Genomic DNA, 17,023 nt, shown 5'->3' on the forward strand with positions numbered 1-17,023 from the left:
GCCCGCGGGCACGGCCCGCATCCGCTTTTCACACGGTGGGTGCGGGCCTAAGCCGCGTCCGGACCTGTTGACCCGTGGTGAATGTGACGCTCCATGAACCCGCGTGACCCCGGGTTTCCGGGCCATTGAACCGCGTTTATGACACTCCCTATGGTGAATAAATGACTAATCCCCAGCCCGGCATGACCCGGATTGTCGCCGGCGAAAGCGGCAAGCCGAAACGCAGGCGCGGTATTGAGATTGCCCTGACCGCGGGTCTCGTGTTGCTGATCAGCGCCGGAGCCACCGTGGCGGCCGGCGTATCCCGCGACTCCGGAAACACTGCCGCGGCGGCAGAACCGGATCAGGCCCCCGCAGCGGAGCTTCGGCTCGGCTACTTCGGCAATATCACGCACGGCCCGGCGCTGGTCGGCGTCAGCCAGGGCATCATCGCGAAGGACCTCAACGGAACGAAGCTCAGCACCCAGGTCTTCACCGCCGGCCCCGCTGCCATCGAGGCCCTCAACGCCGGAGCGCTCGACGCCGCCTACATCGGCCCCAACCCGGCCATCAACTCCTTTGTGCAAAGCAAGGGCGAATCGATCCGCATCATCGCCGGCGCCGCGGCCGGAGGTGCGCAGTTGGTCGTCAAACCCGGCATCACATCCGCCGCCGACCTGCGCGGCAAGACCCTCTCCACGCCCCAGCTGGGCGGCACCCAGGACGTTGCGCTGCGGGCCTGGCTGCAGAAAGAGGGCCACCGGGCGTCCCCGGACGGCAGCGGCGACGTCGCCATCAACCCCACGGACAACGCCCAAACCCTGAAGCTGTTCCAGGACGGAAAACTCGACGGCGCCTGGCTGCCGGAACCGTGGGCGTCCCGGCTCGTGCTCCAGGCCGGCGCCACCGTCCTCGTCGATGAGAGAGACCTGTGGGACGGATCCCTCACAGGTAAACCGGGAGAATTCCCCACCACCGTCCTGATCGTCAACAAGACCTTCGCGGCCGAACACCCCGCCACGGTGAAGGCGCTGCTGAGAGCCCATACGGAATCCGTCGACTGGCTCAACAACGCGCCTGCGGCGGAGAAGGCGGCCGTCCTCAACGCCGCGCTCAAGGAAACTGCCGGGGCCGAACTAAAGCCGGACGTCATCGACCGGGCCCTGCGGAACATTGTGTTCACCGTCGACCCACTCGCCGGAACCTACCGGAAACTGCTGCAGGACGGCGTCGACGCCGGCACCACCAAACCCGCAGACCTCACCGGCATCCTCGACCTGACAGTCCTGAACTCGATCACCGGCCGGCACGCCTCCGCGGCCGGGCTCGGCCTCGACTGACCCGGCGCCGCGCGCGCTCCCGGCCTGACATGCACCACGGTGTACTTCCACCACCCGACGCGCCACCAACGTAAGGACAAGACCATGCCAGTCGTACTGGAAAACCTGGGCAAACGCTTCGGAAACGACGCCCCGGTGCTGGACGACGTCAACGCCAACATTGCGCCGGGCGAATTCGTTGCCCTGCTCGGTGCCTCCGGCTGCGGCAAGTCCACCCTGCTGAACATCATCGCGGGACTGGAACTCCCGACGTCGGGCGCCCTGGAAGTGCCCAGTGACGGCGCCGCGTTTATGTTCCAGGACGCCGCCCTGTTCCCCTGGCTGACCGCCATGGAAAACATCGAGCTGGCACTGAAGCTGCGCGGCGTCGGCAAATCCGACCGCCGGACCAAAGCCCGTGAACTCCTGGAGCTGGTGCATCTGGCCGGGGCCGGGGACAAGCGCCCGCATGAGCTCTCCGGCGGTATGCGCCAGCGGGTGTCCCTGGCCCGCGCGCTCGCGCAGGACCGGCAGCTGCTGCTGATGGATGAGCCGTTCGCCGCACTCGATGCCATCACCCGCGACCTGTTGCACGACGAGCTGGAACGCATCTGGAAAGAAACCGGGCGCACCATCGTGTTCGTGACCCACAACGTCCGCGAAGCCGTCCGCCTGGGACAGCGCGTTCTCCTGCTGTCCTCCCGCCCCGGCCGTGTGGTGCAGGAGTGGAGCGTGTCCGAAGAACACCGAACTGACGCCGGACTTGCCGGAGCGCTGACCGGGGTCATCACCGCCCGGCTGCGAGAGGAGATTCGCCGCCATGCCAAGTAACCCGACCTCCCTTGAAAAGGCCACCGGACCGGACACCGGCGGCCCCGCTGCCTCCCGGCACGTTACTGCCGCCCTAACCAGGTCCTCCACGGGCACAGAAGACCTGCGCGAGCTCGAATCGGGGCTGGACTCGCTGCAGTCCGACGCCCCCCGCGCCGCCCGGATCGACTGGAGCCGGATCCTGCTCCCAGTCGCCGCACTGGTGGTCCTGATCCTGGCGTGGCAGTTTTACGTGTCGCTCGGACTCAAACGCCGCGACCAGGTGCCGGGCCCGCTCGACGTTCTGGGACAGGTCGGTACCCTGTGGGCTGAGGGGTCCTTGCAGGGAGCCGTGTGGACCTCGCTGCAGCGCGGCATTGTCGGGTTCCTGATCAGCGTTGCCATCGCGACGCCGGTAGGACTCCTGCTCGCCCAGGTGGCCCCGTTGCGGCGTGCGTTCGGTCCGCTGATTTCCGGGCTGCAGGTGCTTCCGTCCGTGGCCTGGGTGCCTGCCGCCATCATATGGTTTGGGCTCACGGACGCCACGGTGTACTTCGTGGTGCTGATGGGCGCCATCCCGTCGATCATCAACGGGCTCATTTCGGGGGTCGACCAGATCCCGCCGCAGTATCGCCGGGTGGGCACCGTGCTGGGCGCGTCACGGCTGCAACTGGCCCTGCAGATCATTCTGCCGGCGGCCCTGCCCGGGTATCTGGGCGGGCTCAAGCAGGGCTGGGCGTTCTCCTGGCGGTCGTTGATGGCCGCCGAAATCATTGCCGCCGGCGGCACGATCGGCTTCGGGCTGGGGTCCATGCTCGACCAGGGCCGGGACCTCGCGGACATGACCGTGGTGATGTCCGCGATTCTACTCATCCTGGCTGTTGGGATCCTGATCGAACTGCTCGTCTTCGCGCCGGTGGAGAAGCGCCTGCTGCAGCGCCGCGGCCTGCTCGCCGGCAGCACCCGCTAACCAACCCAACCCCACAGCAACGCGGGGATTGGATCCACGCCCCTGGTCGAACTGTTCACCCTCGTGCCGACAGGGTCGGCACGAGGGTGTGCGAACCCGCACCTTCAGGCCATCGCCGTTGAACCGGCCGAGGCCGCCGTCCTCTCCGGCGGTCCCAGCGGATCCCAGCGGATCCCACCGGGTCGAGGGTATCGGGATCGGGTTCATTCCTCCGCTGTGGGAACCGGACCAGATCGATGCGATTGAACAGGTCACCAGCGCGGACGCCATGATCATGGGCCGCAGGCTCGCCCGGGAAACCGGGATCTTCGCCGGCACCTCCACCGGGGCCGACGTCGCGGCCGCGCTGCGGGTGGCGGAACGGCTCGGACCAGGTTCGTCCGTGGTCGCCGTCATCGTTGACTCCGGGCTGCGGTACCTCAGCACCGATCTGTACCGGTAGTCGATTGCATCTTGTCCCGGCGCTGCGGGCGCTCCTAAACTCTGGCTACCCCCGGGCAGCGTCCGTGCCGCCCGCATCCGCAAGAACCCGCATCAGCAAGGAACCGAGGAGGCAGTTGTGGCACCAAAATTTGGCGTTTTGGCGATTGTCGAGGCCCAAGCCGGGAAAGAACAGGACGTCTGGGATTTCCTCAACAACGGCCGCGCGATCGTCGCGGATGAACCAGGAACGCAGACCTGGTATGCCTTTCGTGCCAGCGCCACCACGTTCGGCATCTTCGACACGTTTGCGAGCGAGGAGGCGCGCCAGGCGCACCTGCAGGGTGCTATTCCCGCCGCGCTCGCCGAGCACGGCCCGGCATTGCTGGCCGGGCAGCCCGATATCAAGCTGATCGAGCTCATTGCCGTGAAGTAGCAGGCTCCGGACCGGGCCCAGTGTGACGCGGCGTTACCTTGCGTGAACGGGTGTTTCCGCGCCATTGTCCCGCCCCGTGGCCCGGCCCTATCGTCGGTTTATGGCAATTCAGGACATTTACCCCACGGCGCTGCGCCTGCTCGGCCGGCCCGTGCTGGTCGTTGGCGGCGGCCCGGTCGCCGCACGCCGCGCCAAAGGGCTGCTCGACGCCGGCGCCCGCGTTACCGTCGTCGCGCCCGACGCCTCTCCGCAGCTGAGTGACCTTGCGACTGCCGGGCTCCTGGACTGGGAGCCGCGGCCGTACCGCAGTTCCGACGTCGACGGCGTCTGGTTCGTCCAGACGGCCACCGGCGATTCAACCGTGGACGCCCGAGTCGCCGCCGACGCCGAAGCGGAGCGCATCTGGTGCGTCAACGCCTCGGACCACGAATCCTCCGCCGCCTGGACCCCGGCCGTGGCAGTGGTCGACGACGTCAAGATCGCCGTGAACGCCGGGGGAGACCCCCGCCGTGCCATGGCGTTGCGTGACGCCGTCGCGACCGCCCTGGAGACTGGTGATCTGCCGCTGCGCCGGCACCGTCCCGCAAGCGGCAACACCCCAGGGCCGGTGGCCCTCATCGGCGGTGGCCCGGGCGACTCCGGACTGATCACGGTCCGCGGCCGGCGGCTCTTGGGCCAGGCAGACGTCGTCGTCGCGGACCGGCTCGGCCCGCGCGACTTGCTCAACGAACTCGCCCCCGACGTCCGCGTGATCGAAGTCGGCAAGACCCCCGGCCACCACCCGGTGCCGCAGGCCGAGATCAACCGGATCCTGGTCGCGGAAGCGCAGTCCGGCCACCGCGTGGTCCGGCTCAAGGGCGGAGACCCGTACGTCCTGGGACGCGGCGGCGAGGAGGCCGAATATTGCCGGCAACACGGCGTCGAGGTCGAAGTCGTTCCCGGCGTGACCTCAGCAATCTCCGTCCCCGCCGCAGCGGGTATCCCGGTCACGCACCGGGGGCTGGCGAAGGGCTTCAGCGTCGTCACCGGCCACGAGGAGCTCTCCGAGGTCCCCGCCCGGGCCGACCACACTGTGATTCTGCTCATGGGTGTGGGCCAACTCCGGGAGTCTGCCGCCTCGCTGGCCCGCGCCGGTTTGCCAGCCGGGACGCCTGTTGGCATCGTAGAGAATGGGTATCTGCCGAATCAGCGGGTAACCATCGGAACCCTTGGGACCATCGCGGACCAGGCGGAGGATGCCGGCGTCGCAAACCCCGCCGTGATTGTGATCGGTGACGTGGTCCGTGTCAGCCCGTTCGCGCCGTCGCACTTCAAGACCGCGGACTACAGCACGACGTCGCCGAACGCTCCACGCCGGGCCCAGAGGCCCGCTTTGGCGCCGTAGTTTCACCAGCCAGACCCGTAGTCCAACCGAACAGCCCGAAGAACCAAAGGAACACAGCCGTGTCAACAAACACCCCTGTAGGAACCGCCGCCCGCCCGTTGCGCGTCGCCGTCGTCGGCTCCGGCCCCGCCGGCGTCTACGCAGCGGACATCCTGACCAAAAGCGAGGCCGTGAAAAGCGGCGAGCTCACGGTCAGCATCGATCTCTTCGACCGCTACCCGGCGCCCTACGGCCTGATCCGCTACGGCGTGGCACCGGACCACCCCCGCATCAAGGGCATCGTCAACGCGCTGCACAAGGTCCTGGACCGCGGCGACATCCGGTTCTTTGGCAACGTCGACTACGGCACGGACCTCTCCATTGAGGACCTGAAGACCCACTACGACGCCGTGATCTTCGCTACCGGCGCGATCAAGGACGCGGACCTGAACATTCCGGGCATCGAACTCGACGGGTCCTTCGGCGGCGCGGACTTCGTCTCCTGGTATGACGGGCACCCGGATGTGTCCCGCGACTGGCCGCTGGAGGCCAAGGAGATCGCCGTGATCGGCAACGGGAACGTGGCCCTGGACGTGGCCCGGATGCTCTCCAAGCACGCCGATGACCTCCTCGTCTCGGAAATCCCGGACAACGTCTACCGTGCGCTGAAGGACTCGCCCGTGACGGATGTGCACGTCTTCGGACGCCGCGGCCCGGCCCAGGTGAAGTTCACCCCGCTCGAGCTGCGCGAACTCTCCCACTCCAAGGACGTGGACATCATCCTCTACGCCGAGGACTTCGAGTTCGACGCCGAGTCGGACCGCCAGATCCAGAGCAACAACCAGATCAAGACCATGGTCGGCACCCTCACCAACTGGATTGCCGAGCAGCCCGAGGACCTCACCGAACTCACGGCCTCCCGCCGCCTGCACCTGCACTTCCTGCACAGCCCCGTCGAGGTCTACGACGACGCCGAGGCCCCCGGCCGCGTCGCCGGCATCAAGTTTGAGCGGACCGAGCTGGATGGCACCGGCAATGCCCGCGGCACCGGCGAGATCGTGGACTACCCCGTCCAGGCCGTCTACCGTTCCATCGGCTACTTCGGCTCCGCCCTGCCCGAAGTAGAATTCGATCACCGGAAGGGTGTTGTCCCGAACGACGGCGGCCGCGTCCTGGACGCCGCCGGCACCCACGTGCCCGGCGTCTACGCGACCGGCTGGATCAAGCGCGGCCCGGTCGGCCTGATCGGCCACACCAAGGGCGACGCCCTCGAAACCGTGACGTACCTGCTCGAAGACCGCGAAAACCTTCCGGCCGCCGCGGTACCCGAGGCCGGCGCCGTCGTCGAACTGCTGGAAAGCCGCGGCGTGCAGTACACGAGCTGGGAAGGCTGGCTGGCACTGGACGCCCACGAACTGGCGCTCGGCGCCGAGGCCACGGCCGCCGGGAATTCGCATGGCGTCGAGGTTGTCCGCGAACGCATCAAGGTGGTTCCGCGCGAGGACATGGTCACCATTTCCCGCGGCGGTGTGGCCGCGCAGGTCTAATTCCACCGTCGCACACCAACGCGGGGTCAGGTCTCGCCCATTCCGGAGGGAATCATGGGCGAGAAATGACCCCGCATTGCGTGGTTGATCAGTATGCTTAGCGTTATGAGTGCGCGAGGATTGCCGCCAGCCAGCCAGGTTCCTGCCCGACGGGCGGGGGCCCGGCCGTGAGGCTGCGGCGCAGCAACGCCTCGGGGCGGGGCTACCGCCGGCTTCCGGCCGGCACGGGGTTCAGCTACAAAGACCTGGACGGATCCACCCTGCCCGCAGGCACCGTGCGGGACCGGCTGGAAAGCCTCGGGATCCCGCCGGCCTGGACGGACGTCTGGATCGCCCCCTTCGACAACGGGCACATCCAGGCGACCGGGGTCGACGCCGTCGGCCGGCGCCAGTACATCTACCACCCCGCCTGGCGCGAGCGGAAGGACCGGCTCAAGTTTGACCGGTCAATGCAGCTCGCCGAGACGCTGCCCACGGCGCGGCGCCTCGTCACGCTCGACCTCCGCTCCGACGGATTGTCCCGGGAACGCATCCTCGCCGCGGCGTTCCGGATGCTGGACAGCGGATCCCTGCGGGTCGGATCCGAACGGTACACCAACGAAAACGGCAGCCATGGCCTCTCCACCCTGCTCTGCGCGCACGTTGCCGTGCGTAAAGATGACCTGCTGCTCAGCTTCCCCGCCAAGAGCGGCAAAACCTGGGACTCGCGGATCTCCGACGCCGACCTCGCCGCCGTCGTTCGCCAACTCAAGCGCCGCGGCGGAAACGCCCGGCTCCTCGCCTACAAGGAAGGCCGGAACTGGCGCCCGGTGGTCAGTTCCGACATCAACGACTACGTCAAAGAGCGCACGGGCGCGGACTTCACGGCCAAGGATTTCCGGACACTCCGGGGCACGGTGGCGGCGGCGGTCCGCCTGGCGCAGGACGGTCCGCAGCCGAAAGTCTCGGCGCGGAAGTCGGCCATCAGCCGGGCCATGCAGGATGCTGCGGCCGTGCTGGGCAATACGCCGTCGATCGCCCGCAAGAGCTATGTGGACCCCCGGCTCCTGGACCACTTCGCCGCGGGCGAAACGATTGATCCGAAGCGTCTGGGCTCCGCCGAAGCCGAGGTCCGGGCGCTGCTGTACCGCGACGGGGACGTCGTCCCGTTTCAGTGAATCGCCCCGGAAGGCCGGTTACATCCGCCCGAACCGGGCACGGACGAGGGCGAAGAGACCGTAAGCGATGAACCCCGCGCCGATGGCCAGCAGCAGGATTACTCCGTAGGGCTGCTGGAGGAGGGCCTTGAGGCTTCCGTCCAGGCCCGTTGACGAGCCGGGATCGTTGGTCACAGCAGCCACGACGAACAGGAGGCCCGTCAGGATCAGCGCTACGCCCTTGGCCGCATGGCCGGCGACGCCCAGCGCGCTGACGAGCTTGCCCCGGTGGGTGCCCTCAAAACGGTGCAGCTCCTCTTTGAACTTCTTCCCCAGCCCCTTGACGATGAAATACACGCCGATTCCGATGATGGTTCCGCCGAGGCCAAAAAGGACCGGCAGGCCGAGCGGGCTCTGCACCAGGGCCCGGCTGAAGTCGCGGGTGGAATCACCCGAATCCCCGCCCTGCCCCAGCGCGAATGCGGCGAAACTCAGCCCGACGCTGCCGTAGGCAATACTCAGGAAGCCGGACGAGACAAGCTTGCCCAGCCGTTCGCCGCGGGGCAGGTGACGGGCCCGCAGGGTTGCTTCGCTCAGTTGCCACAGGGCCAATCCTGCGCAGCCGATAAACCCGGCCCACATCAGCACCGGACCCCACGCATTGGCCGCAAGCTGCGCGATTGCACCACTTGGCTCCGCTTCGCCGGGGGAGCCAAAGGCCACGGCGATCGCAATGGCGCCGATGACGATGTGGAGCACCGCCATCACCGCAAACCCTGAACGCGCGACGACGGCGAGCACTGTGCTGTTCGACGCCGCCTCGGCAGCGTCGACTGCCTCGTCGATGGTCGCGTCGTCCCCCGGCATCGTGGCCGTGCTCCGCCCGCTCAGCCGTTCATGGGGCCTTCGGCGTTGATCGCCCCGGCGCCGTCACCCACCAGTGTCACAGTGCAGCGCACGATCAGACCGCCGGGGGCGGCGGAGTCGTTGATCAGGGCCTCACCCTGGTCCAGGACGGCGTACGTTTCGGTTCCGGCTTCCACGCCGAAGCCCCGCGACGCGGCGTCCTGCCTGGCGTTTTCCAGGGCCGAGGCCCGCAATTTATCCAGGTAGCCGGGCTCATCCGAGCTTGCGGGATCGCCAAAGGCCCAGCCGAAGAGTTCTCCAGTTTCTTCCATGCCGACGATCCTACGCGGACGTCCCTCGGGTCAGCCACGGTGCGGCCCGACTATCAACCTTTTGCTAAGTGTGCTTACCATAGCCCTGTAACGGTCCGTGTGTGGATCCGTCCACCGTGGCGGGAACTCCACCTTGGGCCGTCCCGGTTCAGGCTTCGACTACAGACGATAGGACACTCACGATGTCAGGAAATCTTATTGCCCGATCGATTCACGACTTGACGGCTGGCGCCTGGTTCGGCGGTTCGCTGATGGGCGCCATTGGGCTAAACGGTGCGACCGCGGAGGCCAAGGCCCCGGCCGAGCGCACCCGGCTGTCCAGCCTGGGCTGGAAGAAATGGGCCCCTGTCCAGACGGCAGCGTTTGGACTGCACTTCCTCTCCGGGCTGGCCGTCATTGCCGAAAACAAGGGCCGGATGGCCAAGCAGGACGGCGTGACCCGGCTGACGGTCGCAAAATCGATCGTGACCCTTGCCGGCGCCGCCGTCTCCCTGTACGCGGGACTGCAGGGCGCCAAGGTGGAGAAGCTCTCAGATGAGGGCGCAGAAGGCGCCACCGAGCCCAGGGCCGGCGCCTCAGAGGAGCTGAAGTCCGCGCAGCAGCAGTTGAAGCTGCTGCAGTGGGCCATCCCGGCGCTCTCCGGCGTAGTGATCGTCCTCGGTGCCAAGCACGGTGAAATGCAGCGGCCCAAGAATGTTCTGACGGGCCTGGCGCGCTAGTTCGCCTAACGAGTCTGCGTAGCTTCACAGGAAGGCCTCCGGCCGGGAACGAGAGTTCCGGGTCGGGGGCCTTCGGTGTTCGCTAGCCCCTAAGCCACTCGGCGCAGGAGTTCAGGTTCCGGTTGACGCTCTCGACGGCGGCGGCCTCGTCGTGTGCCTCGATGGCGTCCGCGAGCTCGCCGTGACCGGCCTGCTGCAGCCCGTCGAAGCGGCCGCGGCGCCGCTGGCGGAGAAGATCCTGGATGAAAACGCCGCCGAAACTTTCGTACAGTTCATGCAGCAGCGGATTGCACGAAGCCTCCGCCACCCGTGCATGGAAGTCCCAGTCGGCTTGGGCCCACGCGGTGTAGTCCCCGGCCAGCCAGGCGTCGCGGCGGGCGGCGATGAATCCATGGAGCGCGGCAACGTCCGCGGCCGTGGCGTGGCGGGCCGCCAGCCGGGCCGCCTGGGTGTCCAACCCAACGCGCACCTCGAGAATATGCTCTTCGGTGTGGTCCCGGTACAGGCGGCGGGCAACGCCAGAGATTTCACTGATGGCCCGGACGTAGGTGCCGTCCCCGCGGCGGACCTCCAGCATGCCGCTGTGCGCGAGCGCCTTCACCGCCTCGCGGAGGGTTCCGCGTGAAACGCCCAGAGCGGTCATCAGTTCCGGTTCGGCGGGGATCCGTTGCTGCAGCGGCCATTCGCCGGAGTGGATCAGTTCCCGCAGTTTGGCGGTCACCTCCACGGCCAGGGGCGGGCGGTGGGAGCTGCTGAGCGTCATCGTTCGATCCGTTCGGCGGGAGCCGTTGCCGGCGTGGCCGGGGGGCGGGCGGTGAGCAGATGGCCGACGGCAACCTGCGCCACGGCGACGGCGAGCAGCAGGGCCAGCGGCAGCGTCCATGACCCTGTGGCGCTGTGCAGCAGCCCCATCCCGAACGGGCCCGCCGTCGCCAGCAGGTAGCCCGCCGACTGGGCCACGGTGGACAGTGCGGTGGTTTCCGCCGTCGTGCGGCCGCTGCGGCTGATCATCACCATGACGAGCGGGAAGATGCCGAGGCCGAAGCCGAGCAGCACTGCGGTCAGCGGTGTCCAGTCCAGCGGGAGGACCAGCAGCGAGAGGACTCCGAGCGCCATGGTCACTGTGGCCAGGTAGAACGCCGGGCGCAGCATCCGCGGGCGTGACCCGATGGCGATCAGCACCATACCGGCCGGGACCGAGACGAGCTGCATGAGGCCAAACATCAGGCCGCCCTCAGTGGCGGAGAGGCCCCTGGTGGTCAGCATAAAGGGATACCAGCTGAGGATCGAGTAGGCCAGCAGGGCCTGCACCGTGAAGCCGAGCGTGATGAGCGCCCCGGCGCGGGTCCGCAGCAGGGGCCAGGCGGGGATCCGGCCGGCCTTGACCGCGGGCGCGTTGCGGTGGGCGTGTACGGCGATCGGCAGGAAGCCAAGGCAGGCGGACAGGGCGAGCAGACCGATCGCACCCACCCCGGCGGACGGCGAGCCCAATTCCCGGGCCACGGGCACGATCAGCACGGCGGTCATCGTGGCCCCCGTGGTCATGGTCACCGTATAAAGGGACGTCATCAGGGAAGTCTTGTCGGCGAAATGCACGCGGATGAAGGACGGCATGGCCACATTGCAGACCGCCAGCCCGGACATGCCCAGTACAGTACCCGCGAGCAGCATTCCGGTCGAAGGGATGCCCCGGAGCAGGAGTCCGGCCGCGAGCAGCATCAGCGAGAGCAGAATGGCTTTTTCCAGTCCGAGGCGCCGCGTGAGCCAGGACGTGGCCGCGCCGGCCACTGCAAAGCACAGCGTGGGAATGGATGGAATGATGGCGGCGACCAGCGGACCGTACCCCAGGACCTGCTGGAGGTCGTGGAGGAGGGCCGCGGCCCCGGTGATCCCGGCGCGCAGGTTAAGTCCGATCAGCACAATCGCCACCACCCCGGCCACGGCGACGCCGCGGGGTCGCGGCCGTCCGGAAACGGACGCCGGTGCGGGAGGGGCAGATGATGCCGTGCTGGTAGCCATCCCTAAAGGTTAGACGTTTGATGTTTACCCGCAAGGGTTTGGTGACGTATCTCGCATCCCAACCACAACCAGCCAAACCACGACGCTTGGTCACTTCCCGACCGTTCCAGGCAGGATGATGGGCCGGAAGTGACTGTGAGGATGGTGGTGGCTGGTCTGGGGTGGTGCTTTGCGGTGGGGCGTTTGGGTAGTGCTTTGCGGAGGGGATCTCAGCGGGAGCCGCGGGCCCCGAGGCGCTGCACGGCCAGCGCGAGCCAGAGCTGGACCCGGTCCTGCGTCTGGGCCGGGTCGTAGCCGGTGAGCTCGGTGATCTGCGCCAGCCGGTAGCGGACAGTGTTCCGGTGCAGCGTAAGTTCCTCCGCGACCGCGGCCACCGAACCGTTGTTGTTCAGGTAGCTCGCCAGCGTCGCCAGGAGCTCGGAACCGTGGGCGTCGTCGAAGGCGCGGAGCGGGTTAAGGGACTCGTTCGCCATATCCACCAGCGGAACATCTTCGCTCGCCAGCAGCAGCGACGTCAGGCTCAACCTTTCGGGCTCATTGACCGGCAGGCCGTGGCGTGCCGCGTCGCGCGCTTCGAAGTAACTCCAGCGCAGGCCGTTCGGTTTTGTGTAGGCCCCCGCCAATGCCGATCGTGGCATGGATCCCGGATTCCGCGAAGTGGTCGCTGAGGCCGCGCGCGAGGGCCGCGGCGCGGCTGCCGTCGTCGGGAATTACGGCGATCAGGTCCTTGCCGACGACGGCACTCACCGCCTTGTCCAAGGCCGGCGGCAGCGAGGCGCTGCACACTTGCTTGAAGTGGGCCGCGGACTCGGCCAGCAGGACCACGTTCTTGCGTGTGCTGTTGATGCCGACACCCGCAAGCCGCCGGGTCGCTTCACTGGCTTCCAGCGTCCCGTGGATCACGTCTTCGAAGACCTGCCCGGCCAAGGCGCGTTCGGCCTGGCGTTGTTTGACCATGTTGTTCAGTTCGACGCTGATGAGGTTCTGGGCGTAGCCCACGATTCCGGTGTCCTCGAACGGCTGCTTCACCCACAGCGTGCACGCGTCGCGGCGGCCGGTCGGAACGGGATAGGACGTCCACGCGTCGGCGGTCGGCGCCGGGCTGCCGGGCCGGCTGCTATAGAGTTCCGCCGTGAACTGGGTCAGGCTGATCTCGGTGCGCAGCATGGCGCCCAGATGCTTCAGGAGCTCAGCCAGTCCGCCGCCGGTCAACAAGGCACGGGCCAGGACCTGGTGCCCGGCAATGAGGCGTTCGAGCTTTGCGACGTGGTCGGCGGCCTGGGCTTCGGCCACGAGCTTGCCGATGGCGATGAACGGGGTCTCGTAGGGAACCTCCACTACGGGTAATCCCCAGCGGTTGGCTTCGGCGATAAGGGCCGGCGGTACGGCGTCGTGGGACAACGCGATCCCGAAGCCGATCCCGACGGCTCCTGTCCGTTGGACCTGCCGGACGAAGCGGCGCTGTTCCGCAGCGGATTTGAGCCGGACCCCGGTGGTCAGCACGAGCTCGCCGCCGCTGAGGAAGCGCTGCGGGTCCTCCTGCTCGGTCACGGCAACCCACATGATGTCCTGGTGCCAGGTGGTCTCGGCCAGTCCAGCTTTGGTGAGTTTGAGGGACGGGACACCCAGTAATGCGGCAAGCGAAATGGCCATGGACCAAGGATAGCCGGGTGCTGGACATCCGCACTAAAGAGACCGGCGTGCGGTGTGCAGCTGCCTATTCCCTGGCATGCCCTGCTGGCATAGGCTCGTGACCAGTGACACGTCCCGTCCGCCTGCGCCCTTAGTATCCCGCGGCCCCAGGCACGAAACCAGTATGAAAGAGGTTGCACATCGTGGTTCAGACCTTGCAGAACTTCATCAACGGCGAATTCGTCACCCCGGCCGGCACCGGAACGCTGGATATCGTTAATCCCTCCACCGGCGACGTGGTGGCAACGTCGCCGATCTCGGGGCAGGCCGACGTCGACGCCGCCATGACTGCCGCGCAGGACGCGTTCAAGACCTGGAAGCACGCGACGCCGGGGCAGCGCCAGCTGATGCTGCTTAAGCTCGCCGACGCTGTCGAGGCCAACAGCGACGAGATCGTGGAAGCCCAGCACCGCAACACCGGCCAGGTCCGGTCCCTGATTGCCGCCGAGGAAGTCGCCGCAGGCGCCGACCAGTTGCGCTTCTTTGCCGGTGCCGCCCGCATCCTGGAAGGGAAGTCCGCCGGGGAATACTTCGAAGGCCACACCTCCTTCGTCCGGCGTGAACCGATCGGTGTAGTCGCCCAGGTCGCGCCGTGGAACTACCCGTTCCTGATGGCCATCTGGAAGATCGGCCCCGCACTCGCCGCAGGCAACACCGTTGTCCTCAAACCTTCGGACACCACCCCGGAATCGACCCTGGTCCTGGCCCGCCTCGCCGGGGAAATCTTCCCGGCCGGCGTGCTGAACGTGCTGCTGGGCACCGGCGAAACAGGCGCCATGATGGTGGAGCACCCCGTCCCCGGCATCGTCTCCATCACCGGCTCGGTCCGGGCCGGCATCGCCGTGGCCTCAGGCGCGGCCAAGGGCCTCAAGCGCGCGCACCTCGAACTCGGCGGCAAGGCTCCTGCCATTGTCTTCGCCGACGCCGACCTCAAAAAGAGCGCCGCCGCCATCGCCGAATTCGCCTTCTTCAACGCCGGCCAGGACTGCACCGCCATCACCCGGGTGCTGGTCCAGGACTCGGTGCACGACGACGTCGTGGCGGCCATGGTGGAGCACACCAAGACCCTGCACACCGGCTCGCAGAACGATGAAGACAACTACTTCGGCCCGTTGAACAACGTCAACCACTTCAACGCCGTCAGCGCCGTGGTCGAATCCCTGCCGGCCAACTGCCGGATTGAAACAGGCGGACACCGTGTTGGGGACAAGGGTTTCTTCTTCGAACCGACCATCATCACCGGCGCCAGGCAGAGCGATGACATCGTCCAGAAGGAAACCTTTGGCCCGGTTATCACGGTGCAGAAGTTCAGCACGGAGGAAGAGGCCGTGGAACTGGCCAACGACGTCGACTACGCCCTCGCCTCAAGCGTCTGGACCACCAACCACGGCGTCGCGATGCGGCTCAGCCGCGACCTGGATTTCGGTGCTGTCTGGATCAATACTCACATCCTGCTCACCGCTGAAATGCCGCACGGTGGCTTCAAGCAGTCCGGCTACGGCAAGGACCTGTCCATGTACGGCGTCGAAGACTACACCCGCATCAAGCACGTCATGAGTGCGCTGGACGCGTAACGCACCCCGCACAGCGCTGACGCAGAACACGTACGTACTAGAAAGGCCCCTCATGACCACTACCGCAAATGACCTCACCTTCAGGCTCGAGCAGAAGCGCCGCGTCCTGGCGGACTTCCCCGGCCCGAAGTCCCTCGCCCTGACCGAACGACGCAAGGCGGTCGTCGCCGCCGGCGTCGCCTCCAGTGTTCCGGTTTACGTCGCCGACGCCGACGGCGGCATCATCCACGACGTCGACGGCAACTCCTTCATCGACCTCGGAGCCGGCATCGCCGTGACGTCCGTCGGCGCCTCGGACCCCGCCGTCGTCGGCGCCGTCAAAGAAGCGGTCGAGCACTTCACCCACACCTGCTTTATGGTCACGCCCTACGAAGGCTACGTCGCCGTCGCCGAGCAGCTCAACCGCCTCACGCCGGGCGACCACGAGAAGCGCACCGTCCTGTTCAACTCCGGTGCCGAGGCTGTCGAGAACGCCATCAAGGTGGCCCGCCTCGCCACCGGGCGTGACGCCGTCGTCGCCTTCGACCACGCCTATCACGGACGCACCAACCTCACCATGGCGCTGACGGCCAAGGCCATGCCGTACAAGACCAACTTCGGCCCGTTCGCGCCCGAGGTCTACCGCATGCCGATGAGCTACCCGTTCCGCGAGGAAAACCCGGAGATCACCGGTGCCGAGGCGGCCAAACGGGCCATCACCATGATCGAGAAGCAGATCGGCGGGGACCAGGTCGCCGCGATCATCATCGAACCGATCCAGGGCGAGGGCGGCTTCATCGTCCCGGCCGAAGGCTTCCTGCCGGCCCTGGCCGCATGGGCCAAGGACAAGGGCATCGTCTTCATCGCGGACGAGGTCCAGTCCGGCTTCTGCCGCACCGGCGAATGGTTCGCCGTCAACCACGAAGGCGTCGTTCCGGACATCATCACCATGGCCAAGGGCATTGCCGGCGGCATGCCGCTGTCCGCGATCACCGGCCGCGCCGAACTGCTCGACGCCGTCCACCCGGGCGGCCTGGGCGGCACCTACGGCGGCAACCCGGTGGCGTGCGCTGCGGCACTGGCATCGATCGGCTCGATGGAGCAGTACGACCTCAACGCCCGCGCCCGCCACATCGAGGACCTTGCCGTCGGCCGCCTGCGCGAGCTCGCCGCTGCGCTTCCCGGCGGCGCCGAGGGTTCCGTGATCGGCGACATCCGCGGCCGCGGCGCCATGCTGGCAATCGAACTGGTTCAGGCCGGCTCCAAGGAACCGAACATGGATCTGACCAAGGCCGTCGCGGCTGCCTGCCTCAAGGAAGGCGTCATTATCCTGACTTGCGGCACCTACGGCAACGTCATCCGGCTGCTCCCGCCGCTGGTGATCAGCGATGAGCTGCTGGTGGACGGCCTCGAGGTCCTGGCCACCGCAATCAAGGCCCTCGCCTGATACCACCCAGCCTCCGGGGAAGGTGATCCCTCACCCCGGTCCCCGGACTTTCCGGGACAACGGACGAGCCGCGGACCAGGGCGGGTTCTAGCGGTCGTTGCAACACCCAGAATTTTGGGAGTTGCAACGACCGTGTCGTCTTTAACGAAGGAAGCTGCCAGCCGGAGGAAATATACGCCGGAGCAGAGGGCTCAGTTCTTTTCGGTGTTGGACCGGTGTGGGAGTGTCAGCGCAGCCGCAGCGGAGCTCGGCTTCAATCAGATGACGTGCTACCAATGGGTCCATAAATCTCGGTTCCCTGAGCGGGTCCCACGGAATCGGGAAGCTGGGCAGAGGAAATACACGCCCGTGCAGAAGGCTGAGTTCTTCGTCGTGTTCGACCGTGTCAAGAGCACGACGCAGGCCGCACGGGAGTTGGGACTGAATCCCGCAACG

15 protein-coding genes and 1 pseudogene are annotated in these 17,023 nt (G+C 67.2%); 11 read left to right on the forward strand and 5 right to left on the reverse strand.

The features are described from left to right. The first annotated feature begins 161 nt into the window (after window positions 1–161). The 8 genes from KY499_RS15000 (at window position 162) to KY499_RS15035 (ending at window position 8,001) form a co-directional block, all read left to right on the forward strand. Window positions 162–1,319 (forward strand): ABC transporter substrate-binding protein, encoded by a 1,158-nt coding sequence (locus KY499_RS15000; RefSeq protein WP_219885735.1) that lies wholly within the window; start codon window positions 162–164, stop codon window positions 1,317–1,319. 84 nt (window positions 1,320–1,403) lie between these two features. Then, the gene (locus KY499_RS15005) at window positions 1,404–2,129 is read left to right on the forward strand and encodes an ABC transporter ATP-binding protein (protein WP_219885736.1); all 726 of its coding nucleotides are present in this window, start codon (window positions 1,404–1,406) and stop codon (window positions 2,127–2,129) included. Beyond that, the gene (locus KY499_RS15010; protein ID WP_219885737.1) at window positions 2,119–3,078 is read left to right on the forward strand and encodes an ABC transporter permease; all 960 of its coding nucleotides are present in this window, start codon (window positions 2,119–2,121) and stop codon (window positions 3,076–3,078) included. Before KY499_RS15005 ends, KY499_RS15010 begins: the two co-directional genes overlap by 11 nt. Before the next feature lie 118 nt (window positions 3,079–3,196). Continuing rightward, entirely contained in the window at window positions 3,197–3,520 is a 324-nt protein-coding gene (locus KY499_RS15015; RefSeq protein WP_375141098.1) for a pyridoxal-phosphate dependent enzyme, read from the forward strand. Between the two features lie 117 nt (window positions 3,521–3,637). Continuing rightward, window positions 3,638–3,934: a putative quinol monooxygenase gene (locus KY499_RS15020; RefSeq protein ID WP_219885739.1), complete on the forward strand. Its 297-nt coding sequence runs from the start codon at window positions 3,638–3,640 to the stop codon at window positions 3,932–3,934. A 100-nt stretch (window positions 3,935–4,034) separates the two neighbouring features. Continuing rightward, window positions 4,035–5,318, forward strand: coding sequence for a uroporphyrinogen-III C-methyltransferase (gene cobA / locus KY499_RS15025; protein ID WP_219885740.1), 1,284 nt, complete (start codon window positions 4,035–4,037; stop codon window positions 5,316–5,318). A gap of 59 nt (window positions 5,319–5,377) precedes the next feature. Next, a complete protein-coding gene (locus KY499_RS15030) occupies window positions 5,378–6,844 on the forward strand; it encodes an FAD-dependent oxidoreductase (RefSeq protein WP_123256985.1) in 1,467 nt (488 codons plus the stop codon). A gap of 167 nt (window positions 6,845–7,011) precedes the next feature. Then, window positions 7,012–8,001 (forward strand): DNA topoisomerase IB, encoded by a 990-nt coding sequence (locus tag KY499_RS15035; protein ID WP_219885741.1) that lies wholly within the window; start codon window positions 7,012–7,014, stop codon window positions 7,999–8,001. An 18-nt stretch (window positions 8,002–8,019) separates the two neighbouring features. On the opposite strand, the gene KY499_RS15040 is transcribed toward KY499_RS15035, so the two are convergent. Continuing rightward, complete coding sequence (locus KY499_RS15040; protein WP_219885742.1) at window positions 8,020–8,847, reverse strand: DUF1206 domain-containing protein; 828 nt, start codon at window positions 8,845–8,847, stop codon at window positions 8,020–8,022. Window positions 8,848–8,867: 20 nt separating this feature from the next. Further along, window positions 8,868–9,158: a hypothetical protein gene (locus KY499_RS15045; RefSeq protein WP_219885743.1), complete on the reverse strand. Its 291-nt coding sequence runs from the start codon at window positions 9,156–9,158 to the stop codon at window positions 8,868–8,870. A gap of 182 nt (window positions 9,159–9,340) precedes the next feature. Here KY499_RS15045 and KY499_RS15050 point away from each other — a divergent pair, with 182 nt between their 5' ends. Continuing rightward, complete coding sequence (locus KY499_RS15050; RefSeq protein ID WP_123256988.1) at window positions 9,341–9,877, forward strand: hypothetical protein; 537 nt, start codon at window positions 9,341–9,343, stop codon at window positions 9,875–9,877. An 82-nt stretch (window positions 9,878–9,959) separates the two neighbouring features. On the opposite strand, the gene KY499_RS15055 is transcribed toward KY499_RS15050, so the two are convergent. The 3 genes and pseudogenes from KY499_RS15055 to KY499_RS15065 form a co-directional block, all read right to left on the reverse strand. Continuing rightward, a complete protein-coding gene (locus KY499_RS15055; protein ID WP_123256989.1) occupies window positions 9,960–10,640 on the reverse strand; it encodes a FadR/GntR family transcriptional regulator in 681 nt (226 codons plus the stop codon). Beyond that, a complete protein-coding gene (locus tag KY499_RS15060) occupies window positions 10,637–11,896 on the reverse strand; it encodes an MFS transporter (protein ID WP_123256990.1) in 1,260 nt (419 codons plus the stop codon). Before KY499_RS15060 ends, KY499_RS15055 begins: the two co-directional genes overlap by 4 nt. A 209-nt stretch (window positions 11,897–12,105) precedes the next feature. After that, a pseudogene (locus tag KY499_RS15065) lies at window positions 12,106–13,549 on the reverse strand (PucR family transcriptional regulator). A 182-nt stretch (window positions 13,550–13,731) separates the two neighbouring features. Here KY499_RS15065 and KY499_RS15070 point away from each other — a divergent pair. Both KY499_RS15070 and gabT read left to right on the forward strand, forming a co-directional pair. Continuing rightward, window positions 13,732–15,162 (forward strand): gamma-aminobutyraldehyde dehydrogenase, encoded by a 1,431-nt coding sequence (locus tag KY499_RS15070; protein WP_219885744.1) that lies wholly within the window; start codon window positions 13,732–13,734, stop codon window positions 15,160–15,162. A 52-nt stretch (window positions 15,163–15,214) separates the two neighbouring features. After that, window positions 15,215–16,588, forward strand: a complete 1,374-nt coding sequence (gabT, locus tag KY499_RS15075; protein WP_219885745.1) for a 4-aminobutyrate--2-oxoglutarate transaminase — start codon at window positions 15,215–15,217, stop codon at window positions 16,586–16,588. Window positions 16,589–17,023: the final 435 nt, after the last annotated feature.

This window comes from Arthrobacter sp. PAMC25284, from assembly GCF_019443425.1.
In the GTDB taxonomy this organism is placed as follows: domain Bacteria; phylum Actinomycetota; class Actinomycetes; order Actinomycetales; family Micrococcaceae; genus Arthrobacter; species Arthrobacter oryzae_A.

Bases quoted from the DNA above. Each gene is read 5' to 3' on its own strand.
- KY499_RS15000 (WP_219885735.1), top strand. From the start codon at position 162: ATGACTAATCCCCAGCCCGGCATGACCCGGATTGTCGCCGGCGAAAGC.
- KY499_RS15005 (WP_219885736.1), top strand. From the start codon at position 1,404: ATGCCAGTCGTACTGGAAAACCTGGGCAAACGCTTCGGAAACGACGCC.
- KY499_RS15010 (WP_219885737.1), top strand. From the start codon at position 2,119: ATGCCAAGTAACCCGACCTCCCTTGAAAAGGCCACCGGACCGGACACC.
- cobA (WP_219885740.1), top strand. From the start codon at position 4,035: ATGGCAATTCAGGACATTTACCCCACGGCGCTGCGCCTGCTCGGCCGG.
- KY499_RS15040 (WP_219885742.1), bottom strand. From the start codon at position 8,847: ATGCCGGGGGACGACGCGACCATCGACGAGGCAGTCGACGCTGCCGAG.
- KY499_RS15045 (WP_219885743.1), bottom strand. From the start codon at position 9,158: ATGGAAGAAACTGGAGAACTCTTCGGCTGGGCCTTTGGCGATCCCGCA.
- KY499_RS15050 (WP_123256988.1), top strand. From the start codon at position 9,341: ATGTCAGGAAATCTTATTGCCCGATCGATTCACGACTTGACGGCTGGC.
- KY499_RS15055 (WP_123256989.1), bottom strand. From the start codon at position 10,640: ATGACGCTCAGCAGCTCCCACCGCCCGCCCCTGGCCGTGGAGGTGACC.
- KY499_RS15060 (WP_123256990.1), bottom strand. From the start codon at position 11,896: ATGGCTACCAGCACGGCATCATCTGCCCCTCCCGCACCGGCGTCCGTT.
- gabT (WP_219885745.1), top strand. From the start codon at position 15,215: ATGACCACTACCGCAAATGACCTCACCTTCAGGCTCGAGCAGAAGCGC.